This window comes from Mycobacterium sp. RTGN5, assembly GCF_033804465.1.
Lineage (GTDB): Bacteria > Actinomycetota > Actinomycetes > Mycobacteriales > Mycobacteriaceae > Mycobacterium.
In genome coordinates this window covers 521,640-540,473 of the sequence record NZ_JAPZLA010000001.1, presented here as the reverse complement: position 1 = coordinate 540,473, position 18,834 = coordinate 521,640, and the positions used below count along the sequence as shown (strand labels likewise).

Sequence of the window (18,834 nt, the reverse complement as noted above, 5' to 3'; positions counted from 1 at the left end):
GGCATTCCTGGCCGCATTACTGTTCGCCCAATGCGGTACCTCCCACGCGCTGCGCTACTGGCCGTCGCGATGATCGCCGCCGTGCTGCTCGGCGGCTGCGGATCCAAGTCCGATAGTGGCGGCCCGCTGTCCTCCGGTGTGCTGCGGGTCGGCACCGAGGGCACGTACGCGCCGTTCAGTTTCCAGGATCCCGCGACCGGACAACTCGCCGGCTACGACGTCGACGTCGCCAACGCGGTTGGCCAAAAGCTCGGCAAGAAGGTCGAATTCGTCCAGACGCCGTGGGATTCGATCTTCGCCGCGCTGGAGGCCAACCGATTCGACGTGGTGGCCAACGAAGTCACGATCACTCCCGAGCGGCAGAGCAAATACGACCTGTCCGAGCCTTATTCGGTGGGTGAAGGCGTCATCATCACCCGTGCGAACGACGACTCGATCAAGTCGCTGAATGATCTCAAGGGCAAGACCGTTGGCGCGAGCATCACCAGCAACTGGGCCCAGGTCTCCCGCGACGCCGGGGCGACGGTGGCCCCGGTAGAGGGCTTCACCCAGGCGATCACCCTGCTCAACCAGGGCCGAGTGGACGCCGTCGTCAACGACAGCATCGCCTTCCACGCCTACCAAGCCGAGACCAACAACCAGTCGGTCAAGATCGGCGCCACGATCGGGGAGAAGAGCGAGCAGGGCTTCGCGGCCAGAAAGAACAGCGGCCTGCTGCCGGAGCTGAACAAGGCCATCGATGAGCTGAGGGCCGACGGCACGCTGGCCGCGATCTCGGAGAAATACCTGAAGGCCAACGCCACCGGAGCACCTGCCGCCGACGGGGCCGACGCTGCGCACCGCTCGGTATGGCAGCTGATCGGAGACAACCTGTGGCCGCTGGCCAAGGCCGCCATCACCGTGACCATTCCGCTGACCGTCATCAGCTTCATCATCGGCCTGGTGATCGCGCTCGTGGTGGCCCTGGGCCGGTTGTCCAGGAATGCGGTGCTGTCGAACATCTCGCGGTTCTACATATCGATCATTCGCGGCACCCCATTGCTGGTGCAGTTGTTCATCATCTTCTTCGCCCTGCCGCAGATCGGGATCAAACTCGAACCGTTCCTCGCCGCGGTGATCGCGTTCAGCCTCAACGTCGGCGGCTACGCGGCTGAGATCATCCGCTCGGCGATCCAGAGCATTCCCAAGGGTCAATGGGAGGCCGCCGAAACCATCGGTTACCACTACACCGGTGCGCTGCGGCGGATCATCCTCCCGCAGGCGGCCCGGGTGGCGGTGCCGCCGCTGTCGAACACACTGATCTCGCTGGTCAAAGATACGTCGCTGGCGTCGACGATCCTGGTGACCGAATTGCTGCGCACCGCACAGGTGGCCGCCGCGCCCACCTTCGAATTCTTCGCGCTGTACGGCACCGCGGCTGTGTACTACTGGATCATCTGCCTGGTGCTCTCGTTCGGCCAGAGCCGCCTTGAACGCCGACTGGAAAGGTACGTGGCGCGATGACCGACACCACCAACGGCGACGTCGAATACCGTGTCGTCGCCGACAACGTGCAGAAGGCGTTCGGCGACAACAAGGTGCTCAAAGGGGTCTCGTTCACCGTGGAGCGGGGCACGGCGACCGCGATCATCGGTCCGTCCGGCTCGGGTAAGACGACACTGCTGCGCACGCTCAACGCGCTCGACCGCGCTGATGCCGGGGTGATCCGGGTCGACGACATCGAGATCGACTTCGCCACGCCGACACCCAAACCCGAGGTGCGCAGGTTCCAATCGCGCAGCGGCTTCGTGTTCCAGGGGCACAACCTGTTTCCACATAAGACGGTGCTGCAGAACATCATCGAGGGACCGGTGATCGTGCAGAAGCGGCCCAAGGAGGAAGCGGTCGCCGAAGCCATCGAACTCCTCGATCAGGTCGGGCTGGCCGCCAAGAAGGACCAGTATCCGTATCAACTGTCCGGCGGACAACAGCAGCGGGTCGGTATCGCCAGGGCGCTGGCGCTCAAGCCCAAGCTGGTCCTGTTCGACGAACCGACCTCAGCACTGGATCCCGAACTGGTCGGCGAAGTGCTCTCGGTGATCAAAGACCTGGCGGTCGAAGGCTGGACGCTGGTGATCGTCACCCACGAAATCCAGTTCGCCAGGCAGGTTTCCAGCCAGGTGCTGTTCACCGATGGCGGCGTCATCCTGGAGAAGGGACCACCGGCCGAGGTGATCGGGAATCCGAAAGAGGAGCGCACCCGGCAGTTCCTGGATCGGGTCCTCAATCCGCTGTAGCCGGAGCAGCCCTGTGTCACAGTGTCCACCATGCCGAAGCAGAAGGACATCGACGCCGACGTCGTGATTGTGGGCGCCGGACTTTCGGGGATGATCGCCGCACGCAAGCTTCTGGAGGCCGGACTGACGCCGGTAGTGCTCGAGGCCGACGAACGCGTCGGCGGCCGCATCCTCACCGAGGAAGTCCTGCCCGGACTGCCGGTCGAACTGGGCGCCCAGTGGATCGGCGACACCCACGAGCGGATGTTCCGGCTGGCGGCCGAGCTCGGAGTCGAGACCTATTCGCAGTTCGAGGACGGCGAGACGTCCTACGAGTTCGGCGACACCGGTGTGCTGCGGGAGAACGAGTTTCACACCCGCTTCGCCGACGAGCTGGCCGAACTCGAGCGCGTGCTGCGCCGCCTGGACGGGCTGGCCACCGAGGTTCCGGTCGAAGCGCCGTGGCTGGCACCACGTGCCGCGGAATGGGACGCCATCACGGCGGGCGCCTGGTACGACGCGCAGGGACTGTCGACGGTCGCGCGCACCCTGTTGGAGATCTGCACGGTCGGGATCCTCGCGGTGCCCACCGCCGAGGTGTCCTTCCTGCATCTGTTGTTCACCATCCAGACCTGCGGGGTGACCTCGGAGCTGTTCGCCGAATCCGAGGGCGGCGCCCAGACCACCCGATTCGTCGGTGGCACCAGCGAGATCCCGAACCGGCTGGCCGCCCTGATCGGCGACCGCATCGTGCTCAATGTTCCGGTTCAACTGATCGAGCACTCCACCACCAGCGTCACCGTCCACTGCCGCGGCGGGTTGGTCGCCCGTGGCCGCCGGGTGATCGTCGCCATCTCGCCGACGCTTGCCGGCCGGATCATGTACGACCCACCGCTTTCCGGTGTTCGTGACCAGCTCACCCAACGGCTGCCCAACGGCTCGTCGATGAAGGCATTCGTCGGCTACGACGAACCCTTTTGGCGCGCTGATGGTTTGAACGGCCAGCTGATCTCCGACGCCGGGCCGGCCCGGATGTCCAACGACACCTGCGTCCCCGGCGATGGCCACGGGGTGATCCTGATGTTCCTCGAAGGCGAACAGGCCCGCACTTTCGGACGCCTGCCCGAAGACGAGCGCCGAGCCGCACTGATCGCGGAACTGGTGCGCCACTACGGCAGCAAGGCCGCGAAGCCGGAGTTCTATGTCGACGGTGAGTGGTCGGATCGGCAGTGGACGCGCGGCTGCTATAACGCCAACCTCGGTCCCCATGTGTGGACCTCATACGGCCCCGCCCTGAGCGCGCCCATCGGCGTGATCCATTGGGCGTCAACCGATACCGCGACCTACTGGAGCGCCTACATGGAGGGTGCCGTCGACGCCGGCGAGCGGGCGGCCCGGGCGGTGATCGGCGAACTGGCCGGGTGAGTGGGCATCAATTCCCGTGCGGGTCAGACGCGTTCAACGTCGCCACCACCTGGTCGTAGTCGCCGCGTGCTTCCCCGTACCGCAGGAACTTCACCCGCTCGACGAGAATCTCGTGCGCGTCGGGCTGAGTTTCCAGCAGTTCGATGACCCCGTCGACGAACTCCTGGAGCGGCATTGCGAACTCGCTGTCCTCTTGGCCGGGTAGCAACCCCGTCCGCACCGCGGGCGGAACCAGTTCGACGACCTTGACGCTGGTGTCTGCGAGCTGCAGTCGCACCGACTCGCTGAGCATGTGGATCGCGGCTTTGGCGGCGTTGTAGCTGGGCGTCACTCGCAGTGGCGCGAACCCCAGCCCCGACGACACGGTCATGATCGTCGAATCCGGTTGCTGCTGAAGATGTTCGATGAACGCCGCGATCAACCGGATCGGCCCGAGCACGTTGGTGGTGACGGTGGCCTCCGCCGAGTCGAGGAAGGACGCCGGCTGATGCCAGTCCTCGATCTTCATGATGCCGGCCATCGCGATCACCACATTGAGCGCGGGATAGTCGGCGAGCACTCGATCGGCTGCTTTCTTGATGCTGGCCGGGTCGGCGACATCGATATGCACGGCACCCAACTCCGGGTGTTGCGCGGTGATCGCATCCAGTTGGTCGGTGCGGCGGCCACCCACGATGACGGTGTTGCCCTTGGCCGCAAGCGCCAGGGCCAGCGCCAGTCCGATGCCGCTGGTGGATCCGGGGATGAAGATGGTGTTGCCCGAGATGTGCATTGCCGGTCTCCTTGGCTCATGAAGCGCTATGCCTAGGGTTACTTTGTCGAATCGACACGTCGATGTCGTCAACGCTGACCGCCATTTCGACCTACCGGCTAGCGGTAATGCCCGTGGTCCGCGGATGAGACACTGAAGGCCAATTACGGGTCGGGAGGGCGAATGGCAGGCACACGCGTGGTCGTGGCCGATGACGATGTGCTGCTGAGAGAGGGGCTGGCCAGCCTGCTCAGTCGCTCGGGTCTGGAGGTCGTCGGGCAGGCCGGCGACGGCACGGAGCTGCTCGACGTGGTGCGCAGGGAGCACCCTGACCTGGTGGTCACCGATATCCGGATGCCACCCACGCACAGCACCGAAGGTCTCGACGCGGCCCGGCTGATTCGTGAAGAAGCACCGAAGACCGCGATCCTGGTGTTGTCGGCTCACGTCGACGTCGACCATGCCCTGGAGTTGTTGTCGGGCGGCCACGCGATCGGCTACCTGTTGAAGAGCCGTGTCACCGACGTCAACGATTTCCTCGACACCGTCGGCCGCGTCGTCAACGGTGCGTCGGTGATCGACCCGGCACTGGTGACCGAACTGGTCTCGGCCCGCCGGCGTAACGACCCGCTGGAAGCGCTGAGCAGTCGCGAACGAGAAGTACTGGCGCTGATGGCCGAAGGGCTGTCCAACGGCGGTATCGGCCGGCGGATCTTCGTCACCGAAGGCACCGTGGAAAAACACGTCCGCAGCATCCTGACGAAACTGGACCTGCCAGAGACCAATCACGACCATCGCCGGGTGCGCGCGGTGATCGTCTATCTCGAATCACTCTGAGCGGCAGTCAGTTACCCGTCGCCGACTAGCTCCCGCACCGCGGCCGTGGAAAACGCGAACTTCTGCAGGAACCCCGATACCGGGCTGACGGCGATCAGGTCGGTGAGGTCGGATTCGGCATGCGTGGAGATCAGGATCATCCCGGACGCCGGCGCCCCGACCTCGTGGAGTGCTCGGACGACGTCGAATCCGCTTTCGACACCGAGGTCGACGTCAACGAGGGTCACGTCGGGCCGCAGTTCCTGGTAACGCCGCAGGGCATCAGCGGTGTTCGTCGCCATGCCGACCACAGCGATCCCGCCGCGCTGCAGAATCGTGCTGGCGGTGGTCCGGAACTGAGCGCTGTCATCGACGATCAAGCAGCGCATCACGAACCTCCGAAGCCGAACATATCTCGAGGATGGCAGAACCGGTCGGGACTTGGCATTGCTGCTAGCGGTAAACCTCGCCTTGCAGGTACCTGATCGGCGTGTGCCCCTTACCATCGTTTCCAAACCATGACACCCTCCTCAGCTGCAGATACCCGCCCCGCCGCGCCGCTGCGTGATCGCCTGCTGGCGTTGCTGATCCGACCCACCCCGCCTGCACTGGTGTGGGGTGTGCTCACCGCGCTCTCGTTCATCGCCGCGGAGACGGCGATCGTGCACGTGCTCAAACGCGTGGCCCCCGACAACGCCTTCGGGGCGATTTTCCTGCTGGGCGTGCTGGTGGTCTCGGCCGGCTGGGGCTTCGGTCTGGCAGTGGCCACCTCGCTGGCCAGTGCCATGGCCTACGTGTGGTTCCACGTCAACGAGGGCAGCGGCAGCCTGGTGCCCGCGGTCGTGGTGTTCCTGACCTTGGCGCTGCTGACCAACGTCCTCGTCGGCCAGGCCCGGCTACGTGCGGCCGAAGCCATCCGGATCAGCCTCGAGCTGCAGGCGTCGCGGGCGCGCATCGTCACCGCCGCCGATCAGGCCCGCCGCGGATTCGAGCGCGACCTGCACGACGGCGCCCAGCAGCGCATCGTGTCGCTGGGGCTGGAACTGCGCGCGCTCGAGGCGTCCGTACCCGAGGAGTCGACCGAGATCCGCGAGCAGCTCGCCGCGATCATCGACGGACTGGGCGAGCTGCACACCGACCTGCAGGAGCTGTCGCGGGGCATTCACCCGGCGATCCTGTCCAGGGGCGGGCTGGGGCCGGCGATCAAGACCCTGGCCCGGCGCTCCGCGGTCCCGGTCAGCCTGGACCTCGACGTCGACCGGCGGCTGCCCGAATCCGTGGAGGTGGCCGCCTACTACGTGGTCGCCGAGGCGCTCACCAACGCCGCCAAACACGCCAAGGCCGACGAAGTCACCGTGTGGGCGCGCGCGGCCAAGGCTGAGCTGACGCTGCGCATCGCCGACGACGGCATCGGCGGCGCCGGTGCCGGCGACGGGTCGGGCTTGATCGGCCTCAAGGACCGCGTCGAGGCGCTGTCCGGCCGCCTCGGCATCGTGAGCGAGGACGGCGCAGGCACGACGATCAGCGTGACGATCCCGCTGCCCACTGGGGGCTAGCCCTACCGCCAAATGTCCGGCTAGCGCTCTAGCCCCGGCCGCCCGTGCCGAGCACACTTCAACCATGACTTCGCCTGACGTGCAGAACGGTCCACTGACCGACGGGTTCCACCTCGTGGTCGACGCGCTCAAACTCAACGACGTTGCCACCATCTATGGCGTGGTCGGCATCCCGATCACCGACCTCGCCCGTCTCGCGCAGGCCTCAGGCATCCGCTACATCGGCTTCCGGCACGAGTCCGACGCCGGCCACGCCGCCGCCGCGGCCGGCTTCCTGACCGGCAAACCGGGTGTCTGCCTGACGGTTTCGGGCCCCGGGTTCCTCAATGGAATGGTGGCGCTGGCCAACGCGACGGTGAACTGCTTCCCCATGGTCCACATCGCCGGATCGAGCACCCGAGCCATTGTCGACCTGCAGCGCGGCGATTACGAAGAACTCGATCAGATGGCCATCGCCAAACCCCTTGCCAAGGCCAGCTATCGCATCGACCGCGTGGAGGACATCGGGCGCGGCATCGCCCGGGCGTTCCGCACCGCGGTGTCGGGCCGGCCTGGCGGGGTGTACCTCGACATCCCTGGTGACGTTCTGGCCCAGACCATCGACGCGTCCGCCGGCGCGGCGACCCTGTGGAAGATCGCCGATCCCGCTCCCGGCCAATCCCCCTCGCACGACGCGGTGGTGCGGGCGTTGGAGTTGTTGGCCGGCGCGCAGCGCCCGCTGATCGTGCTGGGCAAGGGCGCCGCCTACGCCCAGGCCGACGAGCAGATCCGCTCGTTCGTCGAAACCACCGGCATTCCGTTCCTGCCGATGTCGATGGCGAAGGGCCTGATTCCCGACGACCACGAGCTCTCAGCCGCGGCCGCACGGTCACTGGCGATGGCACGCGCCGACGTCGTGGTGCTCGTCGGCGCACGGCTGAACTGGCTGCTGCAACACGGTGAGGCCCCGCACTGGTCCGCCGACACCAAGTTCATCCAGATCGACATCGACCCGACCGAGTTCGACAGCAATCAACCGACGACGGTCCCGTTAGCCGGCGACATCACATCGGTCATCACCGCGCTCAACGCGGGGCTGCAACACCACCCGGTGACGTGCCCGGACCAGTGGCCGGCCGAACTCGCCGAGAAGCGCGCGCACAACGCCGCCGCCATGGCCGGCCGGCTGGCCGAAGACCCTCAGCCGATGCGTTTCTACAACGCGCTGCGCCCGATCCGGGACTTCGTCCGCGACCACCCCGAGGTGTATCTGGTCAACGAAGGCGCCAACGCACTGGACATCACCCGCAACGTCGTCGACATGCAGGTGCCGCGGCACCGTCTGGACTGCGGCACCTGGGGCGTCATGGGCATCGGCATGGGCTACGCCATCGCGGCTGCCGTCGAGACCGGCCAGCCCGTCATCGCCATCGAAGGCGACAGCGCCTTCGGGTTCAGCGGGATGGAAATCGAAACCATCTGCCGCTACGGCCTTCCCATCACCGTCGTCATCCTCAACAACGGCGGGGTCTACCGCGGTGACGGTATCGACCCCTACGGCACCGACCCGGAGCCCACGGTGCTGGCACCGCGCGCCCATCACGAACGGCTGATCGAAGCGTTCGGCGGCGCGGGCTACCACGTCGACACTCCCGATGCCCTGGCCGCCGCCCTGGCCGCCGCGGTCGCGTCACGGCGGCCCGCACTCATCGACTGCGAGCTGGATCCGTCGGCCGGCACCGAGAGCGGCCACCTGACCAACCTCAATCCGCGTAGCGCACTGCAGCCCACTCAAGCCTGACCGAAACGGACGACCGATGAATACTCCAGCACCACAACCTCTTTCCGGCGTCAAGGTGATCGACTTCACCGGCGTCCAAGCCGGGCCAGCCTGCACCCAGATGATGGCGTGGTTCGGCGCCGACGTCCTGAAGGTCGAGCGCCTCGACGGCGGTGACGTCACCCGCCACCAGCTGCGCGACATCCCCAATCACGACGCCCTGTACTTCACCATGCTCAACAGCAACAAGCGCTCGCTGGCCATCAACACCAAAACCCCGGAGGGGTTGGCGGTGATGGAGAAGCTGATCCGTGAGGCCGACGTGCTGGTGGAGAACTTCGCCCCTGGTGCTCTCGACCGAATGGGCTTGTCCTGGGAGCACATCCACGAACTGAACCCGAAGCTGATCTTCGGCTCGGTGAAGGGCTTCAACGAGGAGTCACCGTGGAAGGACCTCAAGGTCTACGAGAACGTGGCGCAGGCCGCGGGCGGTGCGCTGTCGACCACCGGGTTCTGGGACGGTCCGCCGACCGTGAGCTCCGCGGCGCTCGGTGACAGCAACACCGGCATGCACCTGCTGATCGGGATCCTCACCGCGCTGTTGGCCCGTGAGAAGACCGGTGTGGGACAGAAGGTCTCGGTGTCCATGCAGGACGCGGTGCTCAACCTGTGCCGGGTGAAGCTGCGCGACCAGGAACGCCTCGAGGCGGTCGGCTATCTGGAGGAGTACCCCCAGTACCCCAACACCCCGTTCGGTGACACGGTGCCGCGCGGTGGCAACGCCGGCGGTGGCGGCCAGCCCGGCTGGGTGCTCAAATGCAAAGGCTGGCAAGACGATCCCAATGCCTACATCTACTTCACCATCCAGGAGCAGAACTGGGCGAAGACCTGCGAAGCGCTCGGCAAGCCGGAATGGGTGGATGACCCTGCGTACAGCACCGCCGAGGCCCGTCAGCCGCACGTCTTCGACATCTTCGCCGACATCGAGAAGTGGCTTGCCGACAAGACGAAGTACGAGGCCGTCGACATCCTGCGCAAGTACGACGTGCCGTGCGCACCGGTGCTGAGCATGAAGGAGATCGCCTACGACCCGGCATTGCGGGCCAGCGGCACCGTGGTCGAAGTCGAGCAGGAGGGCCGCGGCAAGTACCTGACCGTCGGCAGCCCGGTGAAGTTCTCCGACTTCACCCCGGAAATCACCGGCGCGCCACTGCTGGGAGAGCACACAATCGATGTGCTCAGCGACCTCGGCTACACCGCAGACCAGATCGAGAACCTGAAAACCGCACGCGTCATCTGACGGGAGAACGATTATGAAGCTGGGTGACCTGGTCGCGCGTACCGCCGCGACCACCCCGGGAGCGGTTGCGCTGGTCATCACCGCCGAGAACCGTTCCATCACCTACCCGGAGCTGGCCGATCTGATCGAGCAGGCCGCAAACGCACTGGCGGGCATCGGGTTGGCCGGCGGTGATGTCGTCGGGCTGCGCGCGGCGAACACCGTCGCCTACATCGTTGGACTGCTCGGTGCCGCCCGCGCCGGGCTGGTGATCGCTCCGCTGGACCCGGCACTGCCACCCGCCGAGCAGCAGGACCGCATGCAACGGCTGGGCGCGCGTGCCGTGCTGACCGACACCCCGGCCGCCGCACTGGACGGCGCGCCCGAAATCGCCGTCGGCATCGACGGATCGCAGTGCACCATCAGCGGCGCCCCGGCCGCCGGTGGCGATCCGTCGGCGATCGGCCTCACTGCCGACGACGCCATGGTGATGTTCACCTCGGGCACCACCGGCAAGCCGAAAATGGTGCCGTGGACCCATGACGCGCTCGCGGCGGCGATGAACAACGTCGTCTCCGCTTACGGGCTCCGCGCCGAGGACGCCACCGTCGCGGTGATGCCGATGTTCCACGGTCATGGGCTGGTGGCCGGACTCCTGGCGACCTTGTCCAGCGGCGGAACGCTGGGACTGCCTGAGAAGGCGCGCTTTTCGCCCCACACGTTCTTCGACGAGCTGGCCACCACGCGAGCTACGTGGGTCACCGCGGTGCCGACGATCTACCAGGTCCTACTGGATGTCGCACCCGCCGGTGCTGCGGCGGGTGCGCAGTTGCGGTTTCTGCGCAGTTGCAGCGCCCCACTACCTCCCGCGGTGGCCGGGCGGCTGGAGACGGCGTTCGGGGCACCGGTGCTGCCGGCCTACGGAATGACGGAGGCAACTCACCAGGCCTGCGCGGTGCCCGCGACCGCCGACACCGACACCCGCCTGCAGACGGTCGGGGCGCCCGTGGGCGCCGAACTCCGCATCGCCGATACCGGTGAGGTCTGGTTGCGCGGGCCCGCCGTCGCGCGCGGCTACCTCAACGACGCGGCGGCCACCGCAGCCACGTTCGCCGACGGCTGGCTGCGCACCGGTGACCTTGGATCGGTGAATGATGTTGGCGTGCTGACACTTCAGGGGCGCATCAAGAACATCATCAACCGGGGTGGGGAGAAGATCTCACCCGAGCGGGTCGAGGATGTGCTGCTGGCCCATCCCGACGTTGTGCAGGCGGCGGTGTTCCCGGTGCCCAACGACAAGTACGGCGAGCAGGTGGCCGCGGTGGTGGTCTTGAGGGCCGAAGCAACGGTCGACGATGAGGCGCTGCAGGCGTTTTGCGCGTCGCGGCTGGCGCGGTTCGAAGTGCCGGAACAGATTTCGCCGGTGGATGAACTGCCGGTGACCGCCAAGGGATCCGTCGACCGCAACCGGCTGGCCCAGCTGTTCGGCTAGCCCACAGCGACGTCGAGGCGGGCCATGCCACGCAGTGTGACGTGCGGCTTGTAGTCCGGTTCGCCGGTCAGCCGCGCATCCGGGAAACGCCGTGTCACCGCGGACAGCGCCACCGCGGCCTCCATCCGCGCCAGCGGGGCGCCGAGGCAGAAGTGCGGGCCATGCCCGAACGCCAGATGGCGAATTGAGCTGCGGTTCGGGTTGAACTCGTCGGGGCGTTCAAAGACCGCGGGATCGCGATGTGCCGCGGCCAGCAGCACCATCATGATGTCCCCCTTGGGAACTGCGATATCCCCGATCTCCATGTCGGCACCCGCGACCCGGCTGGCCAACTGCACCGGCGGGTCAAAGCGCAGCGTCTCCTCGATGATGGCGGAGGCCCGGTCGGAGTCGGCACTCAACGCCGTCCAGTACTCCCGGTTGCGCAGCATTGCCAGGATCCCGTTGGCGATCAGGTTCACCGTCGTCTCGTGACCCGCGATCAGCAGCAGGTTGCAGGTGGCGACGATCTCGTCCTCGGTCAGCTGATCGCCGGATTCCTCGACGGAGATCAGCGCCGACATTAGATCGTTGGCCGGCTGCGAGCGCCGTCGCTCGAGCAGCTCGCGCAGGTAGCCGCGCAACCACAGCCCGGCCTGCATCCGTTCCTCGAGACCCTGCGTCTCGCCAGAGAAGGTGACGAACGGGTCCAGCCCCTGGGCCAGAAGCGTTGAGGCCGAGCTGAATTGCGGCTCGTCTTCGATCGGCACGCCCAGCAGCCGGCAGATCACCGCCACCGGAAGCGGGTGGGCCAAGCTGTCGATGACGTCGAATTGACCTGTCCCGTCGACCTTGTCGAGCAGGTCGTCGACCAGTCCGGTTATATCGGACTCCAGCCCCTTGACCACCTTGGGCGAGAACGCCTTGCTGACCAGTTTGCGCAGCCGGGTGTGGTCCGGCGGGTCGAGGAACAGGAATCCGGGGGTGCCGAACGGCCGGACCGTTTCGCCCGCGGCGGCGGCCTGCTGTGCGGCGGTGGACTTCATCCGGTCGCTGCACGAGTCCGGGTGCCGCAACACCTGGTCGCAGTCGGCGAAGCTGGACAAGACGTGCAGCGTGGACTCGGGCATCTGCATCGGGCCGCCGTCGAGGATCTCGCGGTACACCGGGTACGGGTCGGCGCGGATCGCCGGGTCGAGCAGTTTGATCAGCAGCGCTTGTGGCTCGGCGGGTGCAGTCATCTACCTATTGTGCACGCGTTGAATGTCCGTAGTACTGCCCGAGAACGTGATCGCGCAGTTCATCGAACTCGCCCGCGACGATCGCGGCCCGAATCCGATCAACGAGCCGGATGATGAACCGCTCATTGTGGATCGTGCACAGGGTCGCGGACAGGATCTCCTTGGCCTTGAACAGATGGTGCAGGTAGGCCCGGGTGTAGTGGGCGCAGGTGTAGCAGTCGCAGTCGGCGTCGATCGGGGTGAAATCGCGGCGGTAGCGCGCGCCGGTGATGTTGAACCGGCCCGTCGGCGAGTAGATCGCCGCATTGCGCGCCACCCGCGACGGCGACACACAGTCGAAGGTGTCGGCGCCGGCGGCGACCGCGGCGAACAGATCGTCGGGCTCACTGATCCCGAGCAGGTGCCGTGGCTTGTCGTCGGGCAGCTCGTCGATGCACCACCCGACGATCGTGGCCAGGTTCTGCTTCTCCAGCGCTCCCCCGATGCCGTACCCGTCGAAGCCGCGCCCCTCGGCGTCGACGATGCCCGCCAGATCCCGGGACGCCTGGCGGCGAAGGTCCTCGTACTGCGCGCCCTGCACCACACCGAACAGCGCCTGACTGGGTCGCTCCGGACGCGCGGCGGTGAGCCGGCGGTGTTCGGTCAGGCAGCGCACCGCCCACGCTTGCGTGCGGGCCACCGATTCCTCTTGGTAGCCACGGGTATTCACCAACGTCGTCAGCTCATCGAACGCGAAGATGATGTCGGCGCCAATCTTGTGCTGAATCTGCATTGACACCTCGGGGGTGAACCGATGCGTCGAGCCGTCGAGGTGCGAGATGAACGTCACCCCGTCGTCGTCGACACGGGCCAGGCGCTGCTTGCCCTCGGCGATCACGTCGTCGGCCTGCACCCGGTTGGCATCCATCGACAGCACCTTGCGGAACCCCGCGCCGAGTGAGAGCACCTGGAAGCCGCCGCTGTCGGTGAACGTCGGCCCCGGCCAGTTCATGAACGCGCCCAGGCCGCCCGCCTCGTCGACGATGTCGGAGCCGGGCTGCAGGTAGAGGTGGTAGGCGTTGGCGAGCACGGCCTGCGCACCGAGCTCACGCATCGTTTCGGGCAGCACCGCCTTGACCGTGGCCTTGGTGCCCACCGCGATGAACGCCGGGGTGTGGATATCGCCGTGCGGCGTGTGGATCACGCCGGTGCGCCCACGACGGCCGGGCAGCTCGGCGTCGACGGTGAAAAACGGCACGGGGGTATCTAACCAGCGCCCCGCCCGAGGACCCGCACGATGTGGCCCGCGAGCTCCTCGCCAGCATCCTCCTGGAGGAAGTGCCCGGCGCCGTGAATCGTCGGGTGCTCGCCGCCCTGGGCCCCTCGCATCTGCTGGAAGATCGGGGCCATCGCGCCGGTGATGGGGTCGCCGTCGCTGAATGCCACCAGCATCGGGGTCGACCCCGCGGACAAGGCGGCCCACGCACTCCGGTTGGCCTCGGACGCGGGATCGTCCGGGGTGGTCGGCACCAGCCCCGGCATGGCCCGCGGGCCCGCGCAGAAGCTGTCGTCGGGGAACGGCGCGTTATAGGCCTCGCGCACGTCGTCGGCCATCGGCCGCTGGCAGCCCGACTCGACGAACCGACCCACGTCGATGCTCGGGGAGGTCTGGATGGCCTCGCGGAATCGCCACCACACCTCGGGCATGTTGAAGTCGCCGGTCGGCAGCCCGGTGTTGGCGACGACGATGCGGGCAAACCGGTCCGGATTCTCGGCCGCCAGCCGAAGCCCGATCAGCCCGCCCCAGTCCTGACCGAACAGCGTCACCCGCTGCAGATCGAGGACGTCGAACGCCAGCGCGCGCATCCACTCGACGTGCCGGGCGTAGGTGTGATCGTCACGGCGGGTGGGTTTGTCAGAACGGCCGAAGCCGACCAGATCCGGGCAGACAACGCGATGTCCGGCGGCGACCAGAACCGGAATCATCGTGCGGTACAGAAACGACCACGACGGTTCGCCATGCAACAGCAGGATCGGGTCGGCTTCAGCTGGTCCGTCCTCGATCCAGGCCACCCTGACGCGACCGCCTTCGTCGTCGTCGAGCTCCGAATAGCGTGGCGAATAAGGGAAATTGGGGATTTCAGCAAATCGCTCGTCAGGTGTGCGCAACGTCTGCATGGCGGTGAAGATACCGACTTTTCTTGCGCCGTTGCGGATTTGCCCGATACGCGAGACATTTTCTGCGAGTCGGCTGTCAGGCAAATATTTCGTTCATTCCTGCCACCAGCGGGAATTCGCGACACATACTTCACTCGATGATCCGCCAATGGCGACGGATCACGCCTACTTAAGGAGACATCGGTGAAGCGTGGATTAGTGGTGACCGTAGCCGGCGCCGCAATCGTGGTGGCGGGTCTGGCCGGGTGTTCCAAGAGCGACAACAAATCAACGTCGACGACGACCGCGAAAGTTACGACGTCGGCAGCGGCCTCATCGAGCGCGGCGGGGACGGCAACCGCGACCGCCGGTGCCGGCAGCACCAAGGTCACGATCGACGGCCAGGCGCAGAACATCCAGGGTTCGGTCGTCTGCGCGGCAGCAGGCGGCAATATGAACATCGCGATCGGCGAGGCGATGACGGGTATCGCGGCGGTGCTGTCCGCGGACGGCTCCAGCGTGACGTCTGTCGGGCTCGGCAACGTCAACGGCGTGACGCTCGGCTACACGGCCGGTGTGCCCGGTGGGGCCAGCGCGACCGCCACCAAGGACGGCAACACGTACAAGATCAGCGGAACTGCGACGGGTGTGGACATGGCCAACCCGATGCAGCCGGTGACCAAGCCCTTCGAAATCCAGGTCACCTGCCCGTAGCGGGGGGCCAGACGGAGCGGCGGTGCCCTGAGGGGTCACCGCCGCTTCTTCGTTTTGCTACACCCCGACGGCCTCTTCGAGCCCGGCCAGCGAGTCCTCGAGATGACCCAGCAGCCGCTGCAGGTGCGGGATGCTGCGCCGGCAGCCGACCAGCCCGAAGTCGAGGTTGTCGGCGTTGTTGGACAGCGTGATGTTGAGCGCCTGACCGTCCAGCGCGATCGATAGCGGGTAGTTCCCGTCGAGCCGCGCTCCGCGCCAGTACAACGGCTCGCGGGCACCCGGCACATTGGAGATCACGATGTTGAACGGCGGCTGGGTCGCGGCCGCCAGCGCCGGCAGCAGGGTCAGCGCCAACGGTGCGACGTTGAACGCCGAAAGGGCCAGCTGCTGCATCCTGGGCAGCTGCGAGAACACTTCCTTGTTGCCGCTGATCGACGCATGGATGGTGGCCAGACGTTGCTCAGGATCGCTGAGGTCGGTGGCCAGGCTGCACAGGATGCTGCCGACCTGATTGCCGCCGCTGGAGTGGTCGTTCTCGGAGCGCAGGTTGACCGGGACCATCGCGATCAGCGGCTTGTCGGGCAGCGCGTCGTGCTCGATCAGGTAGGCCCGTAGCGCGCCGGCGCACATCGCCAGGATCACGTCGTTGACGGTGACGCCGGCAGCGTCCTTGATGGCGACAATGCGTTTGATCGGCCACGACTGCGCCGCCACCCGGCGGGCCCCGCCGATGGCCACGTTGAACATCGTCTTGGGCGCCCCGAACGGCAACGTCAGCTGCTGTTCCAGCAGGGCGGCACGGGTCACGGTCAATGCCGAGGGGCCCAGGCCGGCGACCGATCCGGCCAACTTCTTCAGCTCGCCAAGCGGCGATGATCCGCGCTTCTCTTTGGTGCGCTGCCGCGGGGCGAGGCTGTACGGCGCCCGCACCTCGGTGTCTTGCGGATCCGTCGAGAGCGAGCGGCGCATCAGCTTCATCGCCGACACACCGTCGAGCAGCGAGTGGTGGACCTTGGTATAGACCCCGACCCGCCCGTCGTTGAGCCCCTCGACAAGGTGGGTCTCCCACAGCGGGCGGTGCCGGTCCAGGAGGCTGCCGTGTAGCCGCGAGGTGAGCTCGAGCAGTTCTCGGACCCGCCCGGGTGAGGGAAGGGCCGAGCGGCGCAGGTGGTATTCGAGGTCGATGTCCCGGTCGAAGGACCAGGTGAGGTTCGCGATGCCGCCGAATAGCTCACCGGGATGCTTGCGGAACGTCGGCTGCACGTCGTCCTGGGCGAGCATCTCGGCGTAGATGTCGGCCAGGAAATCCGGGCCGGCACCTTCGGGTGGCTCGAACACTTGCAAGCCGCCGACGTGCATGGGGTGTTCGCGCGACTCGGCCAGCAAGAACATCGAATCAGTCGGCGAAATCAGCTCCATTGAGGACCTCCGCGTTGGTTTCACCCCGGGTGCCCATTACACCGGCTCACCACACAGCGTGGACCGTCGCGGACCAATCCGCGCGACAGTAGGGATCAGCGGTGGCCGCCGCCGCCCCCACCACCGCCGCCACCGCCGGGATGGGAGTTGAAGCCGGGCTCGGCCACTTCGGCCTCGGTGAGCTGGTCGCTGGTATCGGGGATGACCGTCGGGGCGCAGTTCTCCGAGAAGCTGTCCTCGGTGTCGGTGTCCTGGCACTGCGCGGCCATCCGCGGGGCAGGGGTTCCGACGCCGGCGAAGGCGGCGGCCGCCGGGGCCGCCGCGATCACCAATCCGATTGCGGCATAAAGCAACCGTCGAGTACTGGTTGAAGCGGTCGTCATGATCACAAACCCCCAAGCGGTTTCGCTATGACGTCTGCCTGCGGGCCACGTCTCCAAATCGCCAGGGTAGGTCAGGTTGCTGGGAACCGCGCTGCATCGCCGATGATTCACAGCGGTATCGCAGGATCGGGGGCTGGCCAATCTGCTTGAGGCTCAGGACTAGACGACCGGCATCGGCACAATCGCTACCTAGTCCCTGCCAGTCGCCGCGGAACGGCCGCCCGCGGCGACTTTATTGCGCGCGAGGGCGATCGCTTCGTTTGCGCTGGGGATGTAGTCGAAGTCGCCCTGCCGGCCTATTGATTCGACGCCCAGTTTCTTGACCCTCCGCATCACGTTCGCCTTCTTTGCCGCGGCTTCGTGGTCGAAGACCGGGTAGGCGAACTCCGTCCGGAAATCGCCGACAAGATCCAGGTCGCCAGCGAACAGCCCTACCTTCGCGGTGGAACGCCGGAAATCGGAGAACAATTCGGCCGCGCATTCGCGGGCCCGCCGCGTGATCACCTCTACGGCGAAAAACTGCCAGCCGTCGACGATCCCGTAGTGGTCGGAGTGCATCGTCAGCCGCTTCCACCGTCCGTCGTCGCGGAAGTTGTAGAGGACATTCCCCTCGAACCGTCGCTCACCACGGAAGCGGCAACAGAGGGTGACCAAGGCACTGGATTCCGGCGGGTCGTCTGTGGAGCAATCCAGCAGCGCAGCAATTTTTGAAAGTGGCATGGTGTTGACCAGCCGGGGAGCAAGAAACACCTCATCCCCGGCAGCTACGCGGAACCCCGGCCCGTCCTTCACAATGCTCGTAAGACCCGCGTCCAAGCGCACGATGAGACCAGCTGCCCTTAATTGATCCACCGCCGTGCGATACATAGGTGCGAAGCCTTTGCGGGGCCGGACATGGCAGCTAATTTCCGCCTGCTCCGAAGCACGGCGACGCTTCAGGCCTGGCAGGCCCTTTTTGAGTTGACCACGCAGGCTGCCGTTGCTTGCAATCCAACCCATCCGTCGCCGTGCAAATTCGTAACTGATCTCTTCAAGGGGAATTCCATAGAAACGGCGCATATAGTTTGCCAGACCACTGGTTTGCAGCAGGGAATCCCCGAGATAATGTCTCGAGAAGTCTAGTGCGGAGCGCCTTTTTCGTTCAAAAATGCGTGCTCGCAGGATGTCTAGAAGCGCTTTCGCAATAAACATAGGCGACTGCGTGAGTAATTCTTCCTTCACATCGAACGGGTAACGCAATACACGTCCCGTAGGAGTAATGCGACACGCGTCGAACTTCGCCGGCACCCATCCATGGGCGATGCCTTCAAACATGGCTGGAAGGAGGCTATTCGTCCAGAAAAAGATTGATCCGATGTCGAAGGTATAGGGACCATAGTCGCGCGATATGTGATTTCCCCCTGGATCGGCGTAGTCATCTATCAGAAGAACGCCGTATCCTGATTCAATCAAGTCATGAGCCGCCGTTAGGCCGCTGACTCCCGCTCCTAGAACAATGACATCTGCGCGTATGGACGACAAAGCTTCCCCCGAAACCTGACAGATCGACCTCGAATCTCACGTTAGAGACTCGGAGGGGGCTCGGCGCATTGATTCGCGAATAACCGCCGCGTTGATCGCAAGCACTAC

17 protein-coding genes and 1 pseudogene are annotated in these 18,834 nt (G+C 66.0%); 9 read left to right on the top strand and 9 right to left on the bottom strand.

What is annotated here, in order from left to right; genetic code table 11:
- Positions 1-30 precede the first annotated feature (30 nt).
- The 3 genes from SLQ31_RS02525 to SLQ31_RS02515 are packed head-to-tail and all read left to right on the top strand — an operon-like array spanning position 31 to position 3,680.
- Positions 31-1,503, top strand: coding sequence for an ABC transporter permease subunit (locus tag SLQ31_RS02525; protein WP_319429375.1), 1,473 nt, complete (start codon positions 31-33; stop codon positions 1,501-1,503).
- On the top strand, positions 1,500-2,276 hold the full coding sequence (locus SLQ31_RS02520) for an amino acid ABC transporter ATP-binding protein (protein WP_319429373.1): 777 nt from the start codon (positions 1,500-1,502) through the stop codon (positions 2,274-2,276). The genes SLQ31_RS02525 and SLQ31_RS02520 overlap by 4 nt, the downstream gene beginning before the upstream one ends.
- 30 nt (positions 2,277-2,306) lie before the next feature.
- Positions 2,307-3,680 carry a flavin monoamine oxidase family protein gene (locus SLQ31_RS02515; protein WP_319429371.1) on the top strand — a complete coding sequence of 458 codons (1,374 nt, stop codon included), beginning with the start codon at positions 2,307-2,309 and terminating at the stop codon, positions 3,678-3,680.
- Positions 3,681-3,687: 7 nt separating this feature from the next.
- On the opposite strand, the gene SLQ31_RS02510 is transcribed toward SLQ31_RS02515, so the two are convergent.
- Positions 3,688-4,452 carry an SDR family oxidoreductase gene (locus SLQ31_RS02510; protein WP_319429369.1) on the bottom strand — a complete coding sequence of 255 codons (765 nt, stop codon included), beginning with the start codon at positions 4,450-4,452 and terminating at the stop codon, positions 3,688-3,690.
- 162 nt (positions 4,453-4,614) lie between these two features.
- Here SLQ31_RS02510 and SLQ31_RS02505 point away from each other — a divergent pair, with 162 nt between their 5' ends.
- On the top strand, positions 4,615-5,268 hold the full coding sequence (locus SLQ31_RS02505; protein ID WP_319429367.1) for a response regulator transcription factor: 654 nt from the start codon (positions 4,615-4,617) through the stop codon (positions 5,266-5,268).
- Between the two features lie 11 nt (positions 5,269-5,279).
- Here the strand turns inward: SLQ31_RS02505 and SLQ31_RS02500 are convergent, their stop codons facing one another.
- Positions 5,280-5,636 (bottom strand): response regulator, encoded by a 357-nt coding sequence (locus SLQ31_RS02500; RefSeq protein WP_319429364.1) that lies wholly within the window; start codon positions 5,634-5,636, stop codon positions 5,280-5,282.
- A 129-nt stretch (positions 5,637-5,765) separates the two neighbouring features.
- On the opposite strand from SLQ31_RS02500, the gene SLQ31_RS02495 reads away from it, so the two are divergent.
- From SLQ31_RS02495 to SLQ31_RS02480, 4 genes are all read left to right on the top strand, one after another.
- Positions 5,766-6,803: an ATP-binding protein gene (locus SLQ31_RS02495; RefSeq protein WP_319429363.1), complete on the top strand. Its 1,038-nt coding sequence runs from the start codon at positions 5,766-5,768 to the stop codon at positions 6,801-6,803.
- A 64-nt stretch (positions 6,804-6,867) separates the two neighbouring features.
- Positions 6,868-8,583, top strand: coding sequence for an oxalyl-CoA decarboxylase (gene oxc / locus SLQ31_RS02490; protein WP_319429361.1), 1,716 nt, complete (start codon positions 6,868-6,870; stop codon positions 8,581-8,583).
- 16 nt (positions 8,584-8,599) lie between these two features.
- Positions 8,600-9,862, top strand: coding sequence for a formyl-CoA transferase (frc, locus tag SLQ31_RS02485; protein ID WP_319429359.1), 1,263 nt, complete (start codon positions 8,600-8,602; stop codon positions 9,860-9,862).
- Positions 9,863-9,875: 13 nt separating this feature from the next.
- The gene (locus tag SLQ31_RS02480) at positions 9,876-11,333 is read left to right on the top strand and encodes a FadD7 family fatty acid--CoA ligase (RefSeq protein ID WP_319429357.1); all 1,458 of its coding nucleotides are present in this window, start codon (positions 9,876-9,878) and stop codon (positions 11,331-11,333) included.
- On the opposite strand, the gene SLQ31_RS02475 is transcribed toward SLQ31_RS02480, so the two are convergent.
- The 3 genes from SLQ31_RS02475 to SLQ31_RS02465 are packed head-to-tail and all read right to left on the bottom strand — an operon-like array spanning position 11,330 to position 14,710.
- Positions 11,330-12,553, bottom strand: a complete 1,224-nt coding sequence (locus SLQ31_RS02475; RefSeq protein WP_319429355.1) for a cytochrome P450 — start codon at positions 12,551-12,553, stop codon at positions 11,330-11,332. The two genes, SLQ31_RS02480 and SLQ31_RS02475, sit on opposite strands and share 4 nt — an antisense overlap.
- Positions 12,554-12,557: 4 nt before the next feature.
- Complete coding sequence (tgt, locus tag SLQ31_RS02470; RefSeq protein WP_319429353.1) at positions 12,558-13,790, bottom strand: tRNA guanosine(34) transglycosylase Tgt; 1,233 nt, start codon at positions 13,788-13,790, stop codon at positions 12,558-12,560.
- Between the two features lie 8 nt (positions 13,791-13,798).
- Positions 13,799-14,710: a haloalkane dehalogenase gene (locus SLQ31_RS02465; RefSeq protein WP_319429351.1), complete on the bottom strand. Its 912-nt coding sequence runs from the start codon at positions 14,708-14,710 to the stop codon at positions 13,799-13,801.
- A gap of 183 nt (positions 14,711-14,893) precedes the next feature.
- Between SLQ31_RS02465 and SLQ31_RS02460 the strand changes: the two genes are divergently transcribed.
- Positions 14,894-15,403, top strand: a complete 510-nt coding sequence (locus SLQ31_RS02460) for a lipoprotein LpqH (protein WP_319429349.1) — start codon at positions 14,894-14,896, stop codon at positions 15,401-15,403.
- Between the two features lie 57 nt (positions 15,404-15,460).
- On the opposite strand, the gene SLQ31_RS02455 is transcribed toward SLQ31_RS02460, so the two are convergent.
- The 4 genes and pseudogenes from SLQ31_RS02455 to SLQ31_RS29450 form a co-directional block, all read right to left on the bottom strand.
- Positions 15,461-16,822 carry a wax ester/triacylglycerol synthase family O-acyltransferase gene (locus tag SLQ31_RS02455; RefSeq protein WP_319429348.1) on the bottom strand — a complete coding sequence of 454 codons (1,362 nt, stop codon included), beginning with the start codon at positions 16,820-16,822 and terminating at the stop codon, positions 15,461-15,463.
- A 95-nt stretch (positions 16,823-16,917) separates the two neighbouring features.
- Positions 16,918-17,205, bottom strand: coding sequence for a hypothetical protein (locus tag SLQ31_RS02450; RefSeq protein ID WP_319429347.1), 288 nt, complete (start codon positions 17,203-17,205; stop codon positions 16,918-16,920).
- A 189-nt stretch (positions 17,206-17,394) separates the two neighbouring features.
- On the bottom strand, positions 17,395-18,519 hold the full coding sequence (locus SLQ31_RS02445) for a hypothetical protein (RefSeq protein ID WP_319429345.1): 1,125 nt from the start codon (positions 18,517-18,519) through the stop codon (positions 17,395-17,397).
- 24 nt (positions 18,520-18,543) lie between these two features.
- Positions 18,544-18,726, bottom strand: a pseudogene (locus tag SLQ31_RS29450) (FAD-dependent oxidoreductase); the annotation flags it as partial.
- Positions 18,727-18,834: the final 108 nt, after the last annotated feature.

Coding starts and splice junctions, on each gene's coding strand:
- oxc (WP_319429361.1), top strand. CDS start 6,868: ATGACTTCGCCTGACGTGCAGAACGGTCCACTGACCGACGGGTTCCAC.
- SLQ31_RS02455 (WP_319429348.1), bottom strand. CDS start 16,822: ATGGAGCTGATTTCGCCGACTGATTCGATGTTCTTGCTGGCCGAGTCG.
- SLQ31_RS02505 (WP_319429367.1), top strand. CDS start 4,615: ATGGCAGGCACACGCGTGGTCGTGGCCGATGACGATGTGCTGCTGAGA.
- SLQ31_RS02520 (WP_319429373.1), top strand. CDS start 1,500: ATGACCGACACCACCAACGGCGACGTCGAATACCGTGTCGTCGCCGAC.
- SLQ31_RS02475 (WP_319429355.1), bottom strand. CDS start 12,553: ATGACTGCACCCGCCGAGCCACAAGCGCTGCTGATCAAACTGCTCGAC.
- SLQ31_RS02450 (WP_319429347.1), bottom strand. CDS start 17,205: ATGACGACCGCTTCAACCAGTACTCGACGGTTGCTTTATGCCGCAATC.
- SLQ31_RS02515 (WP_319429371.1), top strand. CDS start 2,307: ATGCCGAAGCAGAAGGACATCGACGCCGACGTCGTGATTGTGGGCGCC.
- SLQ31_RS02510 (WP_319429369.1), bottom strand. CDS start 4,452: ATGCACATCTCGGGCAACACCATCTTCATCCCCGGATCCACCAGCGGC.
- SLQ31_RS02445 (WP_319429345.1), bottom strand. CDS start 18,519: ATGTTTGAAGGCATCGCCCATGGATGGGTGCCGGCGAAGTTCGACGCG.
- SLQ31_RS02495 (WP_319429363.1), top strand. CDS start 5,766: ATGACACCCTCCTCAGCTGCAGATACCCGCCCCGCCGCGCCGCTGCGT.
- frc (WP_319429359.1), top strand. CDS start 8,600: ATGAATACTCCAGCACCACAACCTCTTTCCGGCGTCAAGGTGATCGAC.
- SLQ31_RS02500 (WP_319429364.1), bottom strand. CDS start 5,636: ATGCGCTGCTTGATCGTCGATGACAGCGCTCAGTTCCGGACCACCGCC.
- SLQ31_RS02465 (WP_319429351.1), bottom strand. CDS start 14,710: ATGCAGACGTTGCGCACACCTGACGAGCGATTTGCTGAAATCCCCAAT.
- SLQ31_RS02525 (WP_319429375.1), top strand. CDS start 31: ATGCGGTACCTCCCACGCGCTGCGCTACTGGCCGTCGCGATGATCGCC.
- SLQ31_RS02480 (WP_319429357.1), top strand. CDS start 9,876: ATGAAGCTGGGTGACCTGGTCGCGCGTACCGCCGCGACCACCCCGGGA.